We start from the raw sequence: 14,983 nt of genomic DNA, 5'->3' as shown, positions 1-14,983 counted from the left end.
AGGTGTGCGTCCTATCGAGACACATACCTATACAGAGGCGCATCTGGCAGCACTGTCTGGGCCGCCCCCGGCCCCCCTCCCTCACCTCCCGAGGAACGAGACTCACGTGAACGACGACCTCCACCCGGGCCGCCGGCGGCTGCTGAAGATGTTCGGGCTCGGTGCCACCGCGACCACGGCCGCGCTGCTCCAGGCCGACCCGGTGCTCGCCGCGACGCTCGGCTACGACGAGAAGACCGGGGTGTCCCCGGTGACGTACCGGGCGCCCAAGGGCCTGGCGCGGAACACGGCGGCCAAGCAGGCCGCGCTCGGCTGGATCGGTGCCAACCAGGGCGCGGTCACCCGGCTGAACGACGATGTCTGGAAGTACGCGGAGCTGTCGCTGCGCGAGTGGAAGTCCTCCCTCGCCACCGCCAACCTGCTCAAGGCCAACGGCTTCACGGTGGAATGGGGCTCGGCGGGCTTCCCGACCGCGTTCGTCGCCACCTACGGCAACGGCGGCCCGGTGCTGGGCTTCAACGCCGAGTACGACGCGCTGCCGGGGCTGTCCCAGAAGAAGGGTGTGGCCGGCCACGACCCGCTGGTCTACAACTACGACGCCTACGGGCCGTCGTACGGCGCCGGACACGGTGACGCGCACAACGCGCTGGGCGCGGGCGGCACGGCCGCCGCCATCGCCGTCGCGCAGGCCATCCGCACCCAGGGTCTGAAGGCGACCGTCAAGCTGTTCGGCAGCGCCGGTGAGGAACAGCTCGTCGGCAAGGCGTACGCGGTGAAGGAGGGCGTCTACGACGGCCTCGACGCGTTCCTCGACTGGCATCCGTTCAACATCACCACACCGTTCTGGAACACCACCAGTGCGCTGATATCGGCCACGTTCACCTTCCTCGGCGCCTCCGGGCACGGCGGCACCCCGCTCGGCAACAAGAGCGGCCTGGACGGGGCCCTGCTGATGGCCACCATGTCGGAGTATCTGCGGGAGAAGAACGTCGCCCCCTCCGGGCGGTTCCATTACGCCGTGATCAACGGCGGCGGCGCCCCGAACGTGACCCCGGACATGTGCTCCATCTGGTTCTTCGTGCGCGAGGGCAGCCCGGCGCGCGCCCAGGTGCTCTACGACAAGATCGTGGAGTGCGCGAAGGCCGCCGCCCAGGCCAGCCAGACCCGGCTGGTGCACAAGTTCCACTCGGCGACCTGGAACCTGCTGGCCAACAAGGCCGGCGCGGAGCTGCTGTACGACAACATGCAGCAGATCGGCGCCCCCAAGTTCACCGACGCCGACCACACCCTGGCCAAGGCCGTGCAGAAGTCGCTGGGCCGCCCGGAGGTGGGCATGCCCACCGAACTGGTGCCGCTCGCTCCCCCGGCCGCCGCCTACACCGGCGGACTGGCCACCGACACCGCCGACATCAGCTGGCAGGCGCCCACCGCGGTGCTGCTGTCCGCCGCGTACCCGCCCGGACTGCCCAACCACAACTGGGGCGTGACCGCGACCGCGGCCACCAACATCGGGCACCAGGCGATGCTGTCGGCCGCCCGCTACCTCGCGGCGGGCGCCATCGACCTCATCGAGCAGCCGGAGCGGCTGGAGGCGATGAAGCAGGAGTTCAAGGGCCGCACCGAGGGCATCAAGTGGGCCTCGATGATCCCCGACGGCACCCAGCCGCCGCTGTACGAGCCGCCCGCGGACTTCCTGAAGGCGACCGGGCAGAGCTGGCCGCCGAAGGGCGTGACCTGGCCGGTACCGCCGGTGGTCGCCGCCGAGCAGCTCGGTACCACCGGCCCCAACCTGCCGCCCGTCACCTGACGGTGCCCCCTCCCCGTCCGTGGCCGTCCACTCCCGGCGGCCACGGGCGGGGCACACACGCGTTTTCCGGACACATGTGCTCCCCGGCCACGTGAGATGGCGCAAAACACGCCCTGCAAAAGGATCACCTCTTCCGCGGGCGGCGGGGGCCGTCGTAGCGTGCGCGGCGGATCATCCCACCACAAGCCGAGGATCAGACATGGCCCAGGCAGCATCCGTGACCGGCGCCTCGGGAACAGGCAGCGCCGGAGTGGTCGTCGTCGGTGCCTCGGCGGCGGGCACGGCCACCGTGGAGACGCTGCGCCGGTCCGGCTACGACGGCCCGCTCACGCTGATCGGCGACGAGCCGCATCCGCCCTACGACCGGCCGCCGGTGTCGAAGCAACTGCTGTCCGGTGAGTGGGAGGCCGAACGGCTGCTGCTGCGCCCGGCGGAGGAGTACACCGAGCTGGACGTGCGGCTCCGGCTGGGTGTCCCGGCCCGCGCCCTGGACACCGGGGCCCACCGGGTGCGGCTCGCCGACGGGACCGAAGTGCCGTACGACAGCCTCGTCGTGGCCACCGGCGCGCGGGCGCGCAGCCTGCCCGGCACGGCCGGTGTGTCCGGGGTGCACGTCCTGCGCACCGTCGACGACGCGCTGGCCCTGCGGGCAGCACTGGCTGACCGGCCGCGGCTGGTGATCGTGGGCGGCGGCTTCGTCGGCGCCGAAGCCGCCTCCGTGGCCCGGTCGTTCGACTGCGAGGTCACCCTGATCACCACGGGCGAGGCCCCGCTGTCGGATGTCGTCGGCCCCGTCCTGGCGGACGCGCTGGCCGAGGTGCACCGCGAGCACGGGGTCCGGCTGGTCACGGGGACACGCGTCACGGGACTGCTCACGGAGGACGGCCGGGTCACCGGCGTACGCACCGACGGCGGCCCGGCGGGCGGGGCGTCGGTCCCCGCCGATGTCGTGCTGGTCGGCATCGGTGCGCTGCCCAACACCGAATGGCTGGCGGGCAGCGGCCTCCCGCTGGGCGACGGCGTCGAGTGCGACAGCCGGCTGTACGCCGGGCACGACGTGTGGGCCGCCGGGGACGTGGCGTCCTGGCCCGACGCGGTCTCCGGGACCCGGCTGCGGATCGAGCACCGTACCAACGCCGCCGAACAGGGCCGCGCGGTCGCGGCGAACATCCTGGCCGGGCCCGAGGCCGCGGCCGACTTCCGCACGGTCCCCTATGTCTGGTCGGACCAGTACGGCCTGCGGCTCCAGGTGTTCGGCCTGGCCCGGGGCGCCGGTGAGACGCAGGTCGTCGACGGGGACCCCGCGCAGCGGAAGTTCACGGCGGTGCGGGTCCGTGACGGCCGGGTCGTCGCCGCCCTCGGGATGGGCATGTTCCGCCAACTGCGCACCCTGCGGGAGCTGGTGGCCGAGCACGCGCCCTGGCAGCCGGAGAGCCTCACCTGCTGAGCGAGGCGGCGTCCCCCATCACGACGGCGGGGTGCAGCGCCGGGTCGAGGGCGCGCAGCAGTTCCTGCATGTGCCGCTTGGCGATGCTCACGCACCCGTGGGTGGGGCCACCGTGGTCGACGTGCAGCCAGATGCCGCCGCCCCGGTCCGCGCCGAGGGGACGCGTCCAGTCCAGCGGGGTCGTGCCCTTCTGGTGGTTGTAGTCGATGGCGACGACGTAGTCGAAGGCCCCGGCGAGGGGTTCGCCGTTGAAGCCCAGACCGCCGACGGTGTACCCGGACACGGAGCGGGTGTACGGCAGTTTGGAACCCGGGTCGGGCAGCTTGCCTCCGGCGTCGCTGAGGGTGAACACACCGATGGGCGACCGGAGATCACCGACGTGGTGCTCATCGGTCCAGCCCTTGAGCGCGTTGTGCGCGGCCCAGGTCGCGCCCGCCTTCCAGCCGTCCCCGGTGCGCTGGTACAGCACGACCCCGGAGCGGTTGGAGTCCTTGCCCTGGCCGGTGACCAGGACGACCTGCCGAGCGTCCGCGGGCACCTGCGACAGTGTCTTGGGGCCCAACCCGGGGAGCTGTGTGGGCAGTTCGGGTGCCGCGTTGTCGCCGCCGCCGGACATCGTGCGCGGCTGGTCCCGCGCGGAGGGAGCGGCGGCCGTGGTCTGCCCGGCGGCGGCCGGGGCGTCGTGTGCCGCCCCCGTTCCGGTCGACCCGCAGCCGGTGACGGTGGCCGCGACGACCAGGGCGGCGGCGGTCAGCGGGAGGCGGCCGCCCGCCCGCGACAGCGTGGCGAGGATCTGATCGCCCGCCGTCGGCGCCCGATGGCGCCCTCGGGGGGTCTGCTTGCTCGGTGAAGCCATGGTCCCAGGATGTCGAACACCTTTCAGGAACTCGTCAGCACCCCACCGATATGAGACACATCACGGTCGGCGGTTCCGCCGCGCACATGTGTGTTCCACTTGACCGTCTTCACACCCATCTGATGGTTCCGCCGCTTTGAGTATCCTCGGACTCGGCGGCATGCGGCATACGGGATCCAGGGCCGGAGGCAACACATGGACACGGCGCTGAAGGACATCGCGCGGACCGAGGACGCGCTGCTGACCCGTGCCGCGCAGCGGGGCGACGCGGCGGCGCTCGGCACCTTGCTGGAGCGCCACCGCCCGGGAATGCGTGCGGTGGCCCTGAGCCTGCTGGGCCCCGGACCCGATGTCGACGACGTCATGCAGGAGGCGGCGCTGATCGCGCTGCGCCGGATCGTCGACGTCCGCGATCCGGAGGCCGTGGGACCGTGGCTGCGCATGGTGGTGCGCAACGCCTGCCGGTCCCTGCTGCGCGATTCCCGGCGCACCGAGCCGGTGGACGAGGTCCCGCTGCCGCCCGACGAGGTCTCCCCCGAGCAACTGCTGCACCGGCATGCCCTGCGGGACTGGATCTGGGAGGCCGTGGAGAAGCTCTCCCCAGTACTGCGGCTGCCGGTGGTGCTCCGCTACTTCTCGACCGGGGTGACCTCGTACCAGCAGATCGCCGAGGCGTGCGGTGTCCCGGTCGGCACGGTCCGCAGCAGGCTGCACCAGGCGCGCGGTCTGCTCACCCAGGCGCTCGCGGAGACCTCGGCCTCCCGGCACGACGACACGGCCCGCCGGACCGAGGCTAGCTGGCTGGAGGCGCACGAGACACTCGCCGCCGCCGAACGCGGAGAGTTCGGCAAGGTCGTCAAGGACCGCTACTCCCCCGAGCTGTCGCTGCTCAGCGGCGGCCACCGGCTCGGCGGCGTGGGGCTGATCCTGGTCGGCATGGACTCCGACCTGTCCGCCGGAGTGCGTCAGCGGCCCCGGCATGTCGTCGCCGGCCGGTCACTGGTCGTGTGGGAGATGGACCTGATCAACCCGCCGGACGCCCCCGATCACTGCCCGCCCGGCGTCGCCTGGATCATGAGCCTCCGGGACGGCCGTATCGGCGAGCTGCGCCTGGTGCACGCGCCGCGTACCGCTGACGCCGGGCACCTTGCGGCTGCCTGAGCCAGCCGGACGGCGTCCCCCTATTACGCCGTAATAGGCCCGCCCTCCGGCCCGCGCCCCGCGCCTCGCACCCTCGACCTATTACGCCGTAATAGGTCCGCCCGGTGGGCACCGCTGCCCCCTCACCCTCTCGGGCTATTACGCCGTAATAGCCTTCACCGAGACCGGAGTGACATGGATCACAGCCAGGTCTTCGAACTCTCGACCACCACTCGCGTCGTGTCGGTGTCAGAACACACCCTCACATCACGCGGAGACCCTCATGAGCATCACTCCCGGTCCGCTCACTCCCGGTACCCACTCCTTCGAGGTGGGCGGCATCACCCAGCGCTATCACGTCCACGGCAGCGGTCCCGTGGTCCTGGCCCACTCCGGGGGGCCGGGCATCCACTGGGACTATCTGCGCATGCCCGCGCTGGAGGAGCACCTGACCATGGTGTACGTCGAGCCGATCGGCACCGGCGAGTCCGGCCGCCTCCCCTCGCACCCGCACGGCTACACCCGGGACCGCTACAGCCGCTTCCTGGAAGTGCTGATCAACCGGCTGGGCGTCCCCCAGGTCCATCTGCTCGGCCATTCGCACGGCGCGTTCGTCGCCGCCTATCACGCACTGCACCGCTCGCAGCGGCTGGCGGGGGTCGTGCTGTACGAGGGTGCTCCGGTCACCGGGCCCGAGCACGGCGAGGAGGCGGGCCGCATGGTGGAGCGGTTCGCGGCCGAGCACGCCGGTCACCCCGGTCTGCCGGGTGTCCTGGCCGCGTTCGGCGCGATGTCCGGCATGGCCACCGACGAGGACACCGTGGCGGTCGCCCGGGGCGTCCTGCCCTCGTACTTCGCCCACTACTGGGAGAACGAGGAGGAGCTGGCCCCGTTCCGGGACGCGCTGCGGGCCACGTTCATCTCGGGTCTTGACGAGGACCTCTCCCCCGACCTCATCGACGACCGCGCCGCTCTGAAGGGTCTGACCGTGCCCGCGCTGGTCGTCGTCGGCCGGCACGATGTGATCTGCGGGCTCCGCTGGGGCCTGGAGCTGGACGAGCTGATCCCCGACTCCCGGCTCCTCGTCCTGGAGGACAGCGGTCACATGGGACACATCGAGGAGCCCGAGCGGTTCAACGAGGCGGTGCTCGCCTTCGTACGGGAGACGGCCGGGGAGGGAACCGGGAACCGTAGCCTGTAGGACCGGGGCGGCTGCCCCCGCCCGCACCCGGCCGGAAGCGGTCCGCTCCCTGAGGAGGATCCCGATGATGTCGCTCGATCTGCACCCGGTGTTCCGCAACAACCGGGACATCGAACTCGCGATGCGTCAGTTCCTCTTCAGGGCGTCCCACGCGGGCGTGCCGGTCGCGGAGATCATCCCCGGCAAGGGCTCGGGGCGGCTCCGGGACCGGGTCCTGGCCTTTCTGGACCAGAAGCACATCCGCAGGCTCTATGTGCGCCGGGAGGTCGACACCAAGAACTCCGGGCGCGTGCTGGTGTACTTCAGCTGAGGCCGCCCGGCTGTCCGCGGCGCGGGCTCAGGGCGCCGATGTCGCTATGGGCAGCGAGCCGCACTGCGAGCGGGGAGTCTTCGCCCCCGGCTTCCTGGGGGCGATGGTGCGCGGGTCGACGGCCTCGCCCGGGGCTCCCTCGCGGTAAAGGCCGTCGGGCAGGCTGTCGCGGTCGTGCGGCAGCAGGAAGAAGACGCGGCGCTTGTACAGACCGCTGTCCGGGTCGGGCGACGCCTGCTCGTCGAGCAGCGCGTACCCGACCATGCGCCCGTCGCGGGCGTAGGGCGGTTTGGTGTTGCGGCGCTTGGTCTTGTCCAGGGCCTGACGGACGTAGTCAAGCTTTTCGGGGTTCTCCAGCCACACCACCTCTTCCTCGTGGATGAGGTCGCTCTCGGTCAGTAGCGAGCTCATGGCTGTAGCCCCTCCTTCGTCGGCGTGCTCCCCACCAAGGGGGACGTGCCCAGGCATGTGAACGTGTCGTTCCGGCCCTCGCTCCGGCCGGTGGCGGAGCCTCTGGTGGAAGCCGCCGCATGCGGGACCTGCCCTCCATCGTAGAGCTCCCGCCGGTCGGGGTGCAGGCCGACCGCTGAGTACGCCCGAAGTGCGGCCCTTCTCACGGGTGCTCCAACAGGGCGATGCCCGGGTAGTACTTGCGTCCGTTCGACTTGATCATGTCGGCGGGCGAGGCCACGCCGACGTCCTGGCGGACCCGGTTGGCGAAGGCTCTCGGGGTCGCGGGCCTGATCCCCTCCCCCGCGTTGCACCAGGAGCTGTACTCCGTGTACAGCAGCCCCTGCTCGACGCGGAGTTCGCGTCCGGCCTCGCCGCCGTCCCGGGTGCAGCACTCGGCGAGGAAGCGGCCGATGTGGTCCTCGGTGGTGGCGTAGGCGGTGGTGGCGATGCGGACGCGGTCGGGGCCTTCCAGCGGGTCGCGGGTGGCCAGGTAGCGCTGGGAGCCCTCGATGAGCCAGTGCAGGATGCCGGGGCCCTCGTCCCGGACGAGTTCGAAGGCGAGGTTGTCGATCCGGCGTTCGGCCGGGACGGTCCGGGTGAAGGGCAGCAGCCGGATACGGCGCCAGAAGGCGAAGCCGCCGGTGGACACCTCGGGGCGGTGGTTGCCCAGCAGCCACAGGTGGTGGGTGGGCGTGAAGGAGAAGTAGTCCTGCCGCATCCGGCGGGCCTTGATCTTGTCGCCGCCGGTCAGCAGGCGCACCCGGGCCTCGTCGAACTTGTCGTTCGGTTTCAGCTCGCTGCACACCACGAGCCGGCGGCCGTGCAGCTCGGTCAGCTCGGTGGAGTGCTCGGAGAACGCCCCCCGGTCCATCAGGAAGCCGGGCGGGGCCGCGTCGGCGTAGTCGCCCAGGATCTGGATCATGATGTCCAGCAGGACGGACTTGCCGTTCTTGCCCTCGCCGTGCAGGAAGGGCAGCACCTGGGCGCCCACGTCACCGGTGATCGAGTACCCCAGCAGCAGGTGCAGGAAGTCGATCATCTCCTCACCCTCGGGGTCGCTGCCGAAGGTGTCGGTGAGGAAGCGGTGCCAGCGCGGCGTGTCCATGCGCTGCGGGGCCACGCTCGTGGCCCGGGAGTGGAAGTCCCGCGTGGGATCCGCCTTGCGCAGATGGCCGTTGTGCAGGTCGACCACGCCCGCCGGGGTGCACAGCGCGTACGGGTCGCCGTCCAGGCAGTCCGGATCCACCGAGAGGTCGGGCGAGGCCTTCGCCTGGGTGAGCAGGGCCTTCATGCCGGTGGTGGAGAGGGTGCGCCGCTTGTGCTGGGCGATCTCGCGGTTGCTGAAGACTCCGCGCGGATCGGTGTCCGGCATCTCCTCGGCCATCTCCCCGGCGGCCCACAGCGCGGCCTTCTCGCCGCCGGTGCGCTTCCACCGGTAGCCGTCCCAGGCGAACCAGCCCAGTCCCTCCACGTGCCGGAACTGGTCGCGGTGCATCTGCACGAAGAGCCGGGCGTTGCCCCGGTCCGACAGCGACGGCGGCAGCGACGGCACGCCGAAGGCGCCGGGCGGCGGGAGCGGGGGCGGTCCTGAGGGGGCCTCAGGGACCGTCTGCGCGGGCACCAGCGCCGCCCCGGGGGGCTGGGCAGCCGCCTCCAGATCGAGCATCTGCTGAGCGGCAGCCTGCGGGTCGAAGCGCGGCGAGCTTCCGGCACTGCTGCTCATGGACGTCCTTTGAGGTGGAGAGGGCGGGCAGACCCTACGGCAAGGGCGTCGTCGACGATCGTTTCATTTCTGGCCTGCTGCCAGGGACGTGCGTACTGGGCGACTCTGACGAGCCGGTCCCGGATCGGGGCGTGGTCCAGATGGCCGGCCCCGACCAGTCCGCCCGCGGTGTAGGCGGCCCGGTTGAGCTTCTCCGAGAAGCCCATGCCCTCGGCGGCCGCGGCGCATCCGGCGATCTGCGCGATGAGCGGGTCGAGGAGGTGGAGCGCGGCCGCCTCCCGCCGGGGCGGACGGAAGCCCCTGGAGGGGCCTGTGACGGCCTGTGGGGCTCTCGGGGCATCCGGGGCCACAGATCCCCCCGCAGGCGCCACAGCGGCTCCTGAGGGCTCTGGAGGGGCCGTGAGGGAGGCGTCGGGCACCACATGCCCGGTGCGGGTGAGTTCGTCCCTGAGCCAGGCGGGCAGGGGCGCCGGGGTCCTGGCCTCGCCCTCCGCCTGGTAGACACCCTGCGGGGTACGCGTGCTGGGGGCCACGATGTAGCCCCCGTCGGCGCGCACATCGACCTGCCAGGCCAGCGCGGCCTTGCTGCCGGACCCGGTGGAGCAGCGGAAGCGCGTCGCGGGGTCCGGGTTGCGGTACCAGACGTGCAGCCCCCCGGAGGGCGTCCGGACCCGCAGCGTCGCCTCGTCCGCCGCGGGGTCGGGAACTCCCCGGTAGGCGGCCAGCAGCGCCAGCGTGTCGAAGCCCGAGGCCAGTCCGTCCAGGCTGACCTGCTCCGGGATGGGGATGCCGGGCAGCAGCCGTGAGCGGTCGGCGACCGGAGCCGCGTGGGCATCGATGTCAATGACGACCAGGTCCGCGGGGGCACAGGCCACGCCGACCCCGGCCGAGGGCTTGGCGCTCCACCAGCGGTCGATGCGGTCGGGGTCGGTGGTCGCCGCGTGGAAGCCGTGACAGGGGCGGCCTGCGGGCAGGCAGGGGCAGTCGGCGGGGTCGTGCCGGTGCGTCCGGCAGTCCGGGCAGTTCCCGGCCGGCGTCTTGCGCCCGGGGGCCAGGGGGTGGACCGGCCAGCCCTGCGCGGCGCACCACCGTGCGACGGCATGCGGAGCCACGGGCCCGACTCGGGCTGCACTTTCGCGGTTCTCACCTTCGCGCGGCACGGGGATCGTCCTCGTCACGTCTCGTCGTTCGCTCACTGCACGGACACCTGGCTGGCAGTGACACGCCATCAGGGACCGAAGGGACTCTAGTGCGAAAAGAGTCTAGAGCTCATCGTCCGAAAAGTGGGTCTGTTCTGGGCCGCGTGCCGTTTCTATCAGTTTTCCGGGTCCCTTGAGTCCCTGGGTCCCTTTGCGGTGAGTCTCGCGTGCCCGCCCGCCGTCCTCGGTCCCTGGGACCCGGAGCCGGTCGGTCCCTCTCCCCCGGGCCAGGGACCAGCGGTTTCCCACTCTAGGGGCTGAAGGGACTGATGATTGTCATATAAGCCAGGGCTTCGTGGGCACCCTCAAGACCGGGGCAGAGGGGCCGAAGCGACCCAGGGACCAAAAGCCAGGGTCCGGGAGGGTTCAGGGACCCTGTTGGGTCCCTGAACGTTTTCGCAGGTCAGAGACGTATGACCAGCGGATTAGGGACTGTAGGGACTGAACTCGCCAATTATGAGCTGAACATGAACATGAGTGACATACGCGCCCGCGTACAGGAATCACATGTCTTGTCTACGTCATAATTGCGACTTTCAGTCCCTACAGTCCCTCTCTGGACCTGCAAGATGCCTCTGACCTGCGAAAACACCAGGGACTGAAGCTCAGGGACCAAGAGGGACCCGGACCCTTTCAGCCCCTGGCCTTCGGACCCTGGCCCACTCGGTCCCTCAGGAGGGACCGTTCCGGCGCCCACTGCGCGCCGACTTCCAGGACTCCGGGAAGAAGCGTGAACCTTTTCGGTCCCTGCTCCCGTCTCCAGGTCATGAGCCTGTGCATGCCGACCGGGGCCGAGAGCCCCGCAGGCCGAGGGACTGAGCTATTACGCCGTAATAGCCTCTGTCGTACCCTCCGCCCGGCGTCCCACCTCTGACTCAAGCCGCTTCCCAGGGCTTCTCCAGCAGCGATCGGGCCGTTCACGAGCCTCGCTGAGATGTTTCACATTCTGTGAAACGGGTCTGCGGGAGGCACAATCCCCGTATGGCCAAGCGCGCGCGAAGTTCGCTCCGAACCACAAAACCCCTGGTCAAGCCCCCTGTCCGGATCGGCCCGCTGGATGCCGCTGCTCTGGTCGGGGAGCTGCGACAGTTCCATGAGAAGGCCGAGGACCCGGACATCGAACGCATGCCGGCCGACGACGAGCTGTACGGGGCACTGCTGTACGCGGAGAAGCACTCCCCCGCCCTGCGAGGCCAGCCCGCCGAGGTACGACGCACCGCGGCCCTGAAGCGGGTGCTGCTCTGGGAGTATGTGAAGGAGCAGGCCGAACTCCACCAGGTGCGAGCGGTGGACGATGCCCGGGAGGCAGGCGCCCACTGGGCCCACCTCGCTCCCCCGCTCGCGGTGAACGCGCCGAGCGCGGCGTACAACAAGGCGAAGCGACTCCGGGCCACCGCGCTCACCGACGAGACCCCTCAGGCCCAGCCGGTCCGCCGGACACCCGAGGCAGTGCTGCGCGCCGAGCGGAGGCTCATCCTCGAACAGGCCGCAGAACGCCGTGCGCAGGAAGAGGCGGAGAAACGGCACCGGCTTCTGGTCCCTGTCGCGACCCGGCTTCTGGAACAGCGGGACGCGCTGCACCTCGACGAGGACGCCGACTACTGGCTGGAGGAGATCGAAGCGGTACTCCCCCACTGCCATACGCCGCTTCAGATGGTGAGCCTTCATCGCTATCTCGATGCGGTCGTTCGAGCCCTGACTCGGCACGAGGAGCGGACGGCCCGTCCGGTGGGGCTCACCGAGGATGCCCGCTGCGCAGTGACCGCCGCCGTCGAGTTCATGAAGGCGGCAGCTATTACGCCGTAATAGGTCCGCCCCCCCAGGCTCCCCGGAGAGCAGGCCCATGGGAGGCGTCCGGACGGCCATGAACCAGCCCCGGCTATTACGCCGTAATAGGGATGAGGGAGTCTGAAGGGACAGACAGAGCTCTCTGACGCTTCACCAAGTCGCACTAACTAACGTGTCGATGCTGCGGTTGATCATGGGCGTTAGTAAGGTAGCGCCATGAGTATGCCAGCCACCTCGAACGACCGAGCGAAGGTCGTCTCCAAACTGCCGGGATGGCTCCGGCAGAACCTCAAGGTCAGAACAGCCCAGTTGGGCATCGAGATCCAGACCGCCGTGGAGCAGGGCATCGGCGCCTGGTGCGGTCTGGCCTCCGCCACGGCCTCGGTCGACACCGCCGGAGCCGAGTCCTTCTCCACCTTCCTCCCCCCTGGGCAGTGGGAGGAGTTCCGTGGAATCGCGGAGGACCGCAGGGTCTCCCTCATCCAGGGACTCGCCCAGTCCGTCCAGCTCTGGCTCGACACCAACCCGGCCCCCGATGTCCGGCGCCCGGACATCACCCGCCGCATCGTCGTCTGCAACCAGAAGGGCGGGGTCGGCAAGACGGCCATCACCGCCGGTGTGGGTGAGGCACTGTCCGAGGACTCCAACAGCCTCTATCCCGTCCGTGTCGCCAAGGCCCTCGCCGCCGCGCTCCGTGCAGGTGACGCGGATGGCGACGAGAGCGAGAGCGGCGCCGACCCCCTCGGCATCGAGAAGCTGCCCGGTCTGGGTCTCCGTGTCCTGCTGGTCGACTTCGACCCGCAGTGCCACCTCACCAATCAACTGGGGGCCGCTCCCCTGGCGATGAACGGCGACAGCCTCACCAACCACATGGCCGGGGATCCCAAGGGCGAGCTGCGGGATCTGATCGTCTCCATCGACGAGGACCACTTCGGCGGTCGGCTGCACCTGCTGCCCGCCTGCCACGACGCCTTCCTGCTGGACGTCCGGCTCTCCGCCGTACGCGCCCGTGAGGCCGCTCTCGAACGCGCGCTCACTCCGCTGGAAGCCGATTACGACGTGATCCTCGTCGACTGCCCGCCCAGCCTCGGCCTCAGCATGGACGCGGCGGCCTACTACGGGCGTCGGCGCGACAGCGAGCGGCCGGGCCAGTCCGGGGCGCTCATCGTCGTCCAGGCCGAGGACAGTTCCGCCGACGCCTACGATCTGCTCACCAACCAGATCGAGGACCTCCGCAACGACCTCGGGCTCGACATCGACTACCTGGGCATCGTGGTCAACCTCTACGACGGCCGACGCGGCTACATCGCCACCTCTTCCCTCCAGGGCTGGATCGACATAAAGGATCCGCGGGTCGTCGGTCTCATCAGTGACCTGAAAGAACAGAAGGAAGCGGTGCGGATGAAGCAGCCGCTGCTCAGTTACGCCCCTTCCTCGCAGCAGGCCATCGGAATGCGCGCCCTGGCACGGGAGATCTCATGAGCAAGGCCGACCAGCTGGGAGCAGGGCGCTTTGGAGGAGGCGCCCGGCCGGTCAGCGCCCGCCGGGCCGCTATCGGCGCCGCCACCGGCGTCCCCACCGAAGGGGTGGCCCCGCCCACCCGGGTGCCCGTCGAACGCATCAGCCCCAACCCCGAGAACCCCCGCACCTCCCTCGGCGATCTCTCCGAACTGACGGGCAGCCTCAAGGAGCACGGCCAGAAGCAGGCCATCACGGTCATGAACCGCGATGCCTACATCAAGGCCAACCCCGAGCGCGAGAAGGATCTGGAGCCCGACACGACGCATGTCGTCGTCGACGGCAGCAGCCGCCTCGCCGCCGCCCGGGAAGCCGGCCTCACGCATCTCCATGTGATGGTCGACGACGAGCAGGGGAGTGACGGCGACGCCATCCTTGAGTCCGCGCTCGTCGCCAACATCCACCGCAACGACCTGGACCCGCTGGACGAGGCGCGTGCCCTTCAGCGGCTGCTCTCCATCCATGGCTCCCAGGTCCAGTTGGCCAAGCGGCTGCGCAAGTCGCAGGGCTGGGTGTCCCAGCGGCTCGCCCTGCTGAATCTCTCTCCGCAGCTTCAGGCCGTGGTCGGTGAGGAACCCGTCGAGCTGCTGCGTGCGGTGGCGAAGGAACCGCAGGAGCGACAGGCGGAGGCGCTGGAGGAGCTGAAGGCCGAGCGCCTGCGCAAGGACGCGGAGCGCAAGGCGGCAGCGGCCGTTCAGGTGAGCCCGGTGACGCCGGTGGCTCCGCAGGTATCGGAGCCAGAGGAGGTAGCGGAGCCAGCGGAGGAAGTCGAAACGGAAGGGCACCCACAGGAGGCGGAGGAGCCGTGGGATCCGTCCGCCGCGGAGTCTGAGGACTCGGCAGACTCCGCGGACTCGGCGGCAGAACCGACGAGCCCGGGGGAGTCCGCCCCGTCCGTCCCGTCCGTGCCCACGCGGCCTGCCCCGGCTCCGGAGACCGTTCCCGAACCTCGGTCCGATCGCTCGTCCCCCGTCGCTGAACCCGACCTCACCGACTCCAGCTCCTCGGCTGCTCGCCGACTGCCCTACGACAATGGGGCCTTCCTTGCGATGCACCTCATCCGCAAGATGACCCCGACCGAGTTCGACCGGATGCTCGTCATCCTCAACAAGCATCAGCAGGAGCGGCTGGAGTCCCCCAGCAACACCCGCTGAGCCCCAAGCGTCATCACTCAGGCCGTCCCCCTATTACGCCGTAATAGGGGGACGGCCTTATTACGGCGTAATAGGCCGGGGGAGGGACATCGGTCTCCGCACCCGTGCCGCGCCCAGGCGCTCACCTTCCGACCGCCGGTGCCCGACTCCCGGCCGTGGCGCCTTCCTTCTTCCTCAAGCGTGGCTGGGCCGAGTGCGGGGTTGCTGGAGACACACGCGCGCCTGAGCTGTCGACCGCGGGCGCGTACTGGCTGGCTTTCCGTGGTACAGGAACAGTGGGGCCCGCATCAGGGCAGAACAGGTCGGAACAGCTCGGCAGGGGACGGGCCGGGCGGTGGGCCCGCGGCGCGTTGGACGAAGTAAGAGAGCGTCCGCCGAGGAAACCGC

General features: G+C 70.4%; 12 protein-coding genes. 8 read left to right on the top strand and 4 right to left on the bottom strand.

Features of this window, described 5'->3' with window-relative positions; genetic code table 11:
• Positions 1-106 precede the first annotated feature (106 nt).
• A complete protein-coding gene (locus ACWDYF_RS35785) occupies positions 107-1,807 on the top strand; it encodes an amidohydrolase (RefSeq protein ID WP_381741826.1) in 1,701 nt (566 codons plus the stop codon).
• Between the two features lie 199 nt (positions 1,808-2,006).
• Positions 2,007-3,254 carry an NAD(P)/FAD-dependent oxidoreductase gene (locus ACWDYF_RS35780; RefSeq protein ID WP_389471027.1) on the top strand — a complete coding sequence of 416 codons (1,248 nt, stop codon included), beginning with the start codon at positions 2,007-2,009 and terminating at the stop codon, positions 3,252-3,254.
• Here ACWDYF_RS35780 and ACWDYF_RS35775 read toward each other — a convergent pair.
• On the bottom strand, positions 3,244-4,110 hold the full coding sequence (locus ACWDYF_RS35775) for a L,D-transpeptidase family protein (RefSeq protein ID WP_037892012.1): 867 nt from the start codon (positions 4,108-4,110) through the stop codon (positions 3,244-3,246). The two genes, ACWDYF_RS35780 and ACWDYF_RS35775, sit on opposite strands and share 11 nt — an antisense overlap.
• A 195-nt stretch (positions 4,111-4,305) precedes the next feature.
• On the opposite strand from ACWDYF_RS35775, the gene ACWDYF_RS35770 reads away from it, so the two are divergent.
• The 3 genes from ACWDYF_RS35770 (at position 4,306) to ACWDYF_RS35760 (ending at position 6,761) form a co-directional block, all read left to right on the top strand.
• On the top strand, positions 4,306-5,271 hold the full coding sequence (locus ACWDYF_RS35770; RefSeq protein WP_389471030.1) for an RNA polymerase sigma factor: 966 nt from the start codon (positions 4,306-4,308) through the stop codon (positions 5,269-5,271).
• Positions 5,272-5,533: 262 nt separating this feature from the next.
• Complete coding sequence (locus tag ACWDYF_RS35765) at positions 5,534-6,451, top strand: alpha/beta fold hydrolase (protein WP_381741818.1); 918 nt, start codon at positions 5,534-5,536, stop codon at positions 6,449-6,451.
• A 64-nt stretch (positions 6,452-6,515) separates the two neighbouring features.
• On the top strand, positions 6,516-6,761 hold the full coding sequence (locus ACWDYF_RS35760) for a Smr/MutS family protein (protein WP_018569300.1): 246 nt from the start codon (positions 6,516-6,518) through the stop codon (positions 6,759-6,761).
• Between the two features lie 27 nt (positions 6,762-6,788).
• On the opposite strand, the gene ACWDYF_RS35755 is transcribed toward ACWDYF_RS35760, so the two are convergent.
• The 3 genes from ACWDYF_RS35755 to ACWDYF_RS35745 all read right to left on the bottom strand — a co-directional run bounded on the left by ACWDYF_RS35755 (position 6,789) and on the right by ACWDYF_RS35745 (position 10,049).
• Positions 6,789-7,172, bottom strand: coding sequence for a DUF6009 family protein (locus ACWDYF_RS35755; protein WP_018569299.1), 384 nt, complete (start codon positions 7,170-7,172; stop codon positions 6,789-6,791).
• A 202-nt stretch (positions 7,173-7,374) separates the two neighbouring features.
• On the bottom strand, positions 7,375-8,937 hold the full coding sequence (locus tag ACWDYF_RS35750; RefSeq protein ID WP_389471036.1) for a DNA primase family protein: 1,563 nt from the start codon (positions 8,935-8,937) through the stop codon (positions 7,375-7,377).
• Positions 8,934-10,049: a bifunctional DNA primase/polymerase gene (locus tag ACWDYF_RS35745; RefSeq protein ID WP_389471038.1), complete on the bottom strand. Its 1,116-nt coding sequence runs from the start codon at positions 10,047-10,049 to the stop codon at positions 8,934-8,936. The genes ACWDYF_RS35750 and ACWDYF_RS35745 overlap by 4 nt, the downstream gene beginning before the upstream one ends.
• 1,068 nt (positions 10,050-11,117) lie before the next feature.
• Between ACWDYF_RS35745 and ACWDYF_RS35740 the strand changes: the two genes are divergently transcribed.
• The 3 genes from ACWDYF_RS35740 to ACWDYF_RS35730 all read left to right on the top strand — a co-directional run bounded on the left by ACWDYF_RS35740 (position 11,118) and on the right by ACWDYF_RS35730 (position 14,596).
• Positions 11,118-11,942 carry a hypothetical protein gene (locus ACWDYF_RS35740; RefSeq protein WP_389471041.1) on the top strand — a complete coding sequence of 275 codons (825 nt, stop codon included), beginning with the start codon at positions 11,118-11,120 and terminating at the stop codon, positions 11,940-11,942.
• A gap of 198 nt (positions 11,943-12,140) precedes the next feature.
• A complete protein-coding gene (locus ACWDYF_RS35735; RefSeq protein ID WP_389471043.1) occupies positions 12,141-13,406 on the top strand; it encodes a ParA family protein in 1,266 nt (421 codons plus the stop codon).
• Positions 13,403-14,596 (top strand): ParB/RepB/Spo0J family partition protein, encoded by a 1,194-nt coding sequence (locus ACWDYF_RS35730; RefSeq protein WP_389471046.1) that lies wholly within the window; start codon positions 13,403-13,405, stop codon positions 14,594-14,596. Before ACWDYF_RS35735 ends, ACWDYF_RS35730 begins: the two co-directional genes overlap by 4 nt.
• Positions 14,597-14,983 lie beyond the last annotated feature (387 nt).

It is taken from the genome of Streptomyces sp. NPDC003284, from assembly GCF_053589675.1.
This window is presented reverse-complemented; position numbering and strand designations above follow the sequence as displayed.

What these genes read in the sequence shown, in the direction of transcription:
- ACWDYF_RS35780 (WP_389471027.1), top strand. Translation starts at nt 2,007, where the DNA reads ATGGCCCAGGCAGCATCCGTGACCGGCGCCTCGGGAACAGGCAGCGCC.
- ACWDYF_RS35775 (WP_037892012.1), bottom strand. Translation starts at nt 4,110, where the DNA reads ATGGCTTCACCGAGCAAGCAGACCCCCCGAGGGCGCCATCGGGCGCCG.
- ACWDYF_RS35770 (WP_389471030.1), top strand. Translation starts at nt 4,306, where the DNA reads ATGGACACGGCGCTGAAGGACATCGCGCGGACCGAGGACGCGCTGCTG.
- ACWDYF_RS35765 (WP_381741818.1), top strand. Translation starts at nt 5,534, where the DNA reads ATGAGCATCACTCCCGGTCCGCTCACTCCCGGTACCCACTCCTTCGAG.
- ACWDYF_RS35760 (WP_018569300.1), top strand. Translation starts at nt 6,516, where the DNA reads ATGATGTCGCTCGATCTGCACCCGGTGTTCCGCAACAACCGGGACATC.
- ACWDYF_RS35755 (WP_018569299.1), bottom strand. Translation starts at nt 7,172, where the DNA reads ATGAGCTCGCTACTGACCGAGAGCGACCTCATCCACGAGGAAGAGGTG.
- ACWDYF_RS35750 (WP_389471036.1), bottom strand. Translation starts at nt 8,937, where the DNA reads ATGAGCAGCAGTGCCGGAAGCTCGCCGCGCTTCGACCCGCAGGCTGCC.
- ACWDYF_RS35740 (WP_389471041.1), top strand. Translation starts at nt 11,118, where the DNA reads ATGGCCAAGCGCGCGCGAAGTTCGCTCCGAACCACAAAACCCCTGGTC.
- ACWDYF_RS35735 (WP_389471043.1), top strand. Translation starts at nt 12,141, where the DNA reads ATGAGTATGCCAGCCACCTCGAACGACCGAGCGAAGGTCGTCTCCAAA.
- ACWDYF_RS35730 (WP_389471046.1), top strand. Translation starts at nt 13,403, where the DNA reads ATGAGCAAGGCCGACCAGCTGGGAGCAGGGCGCTTTGGAGGAGGCGCC.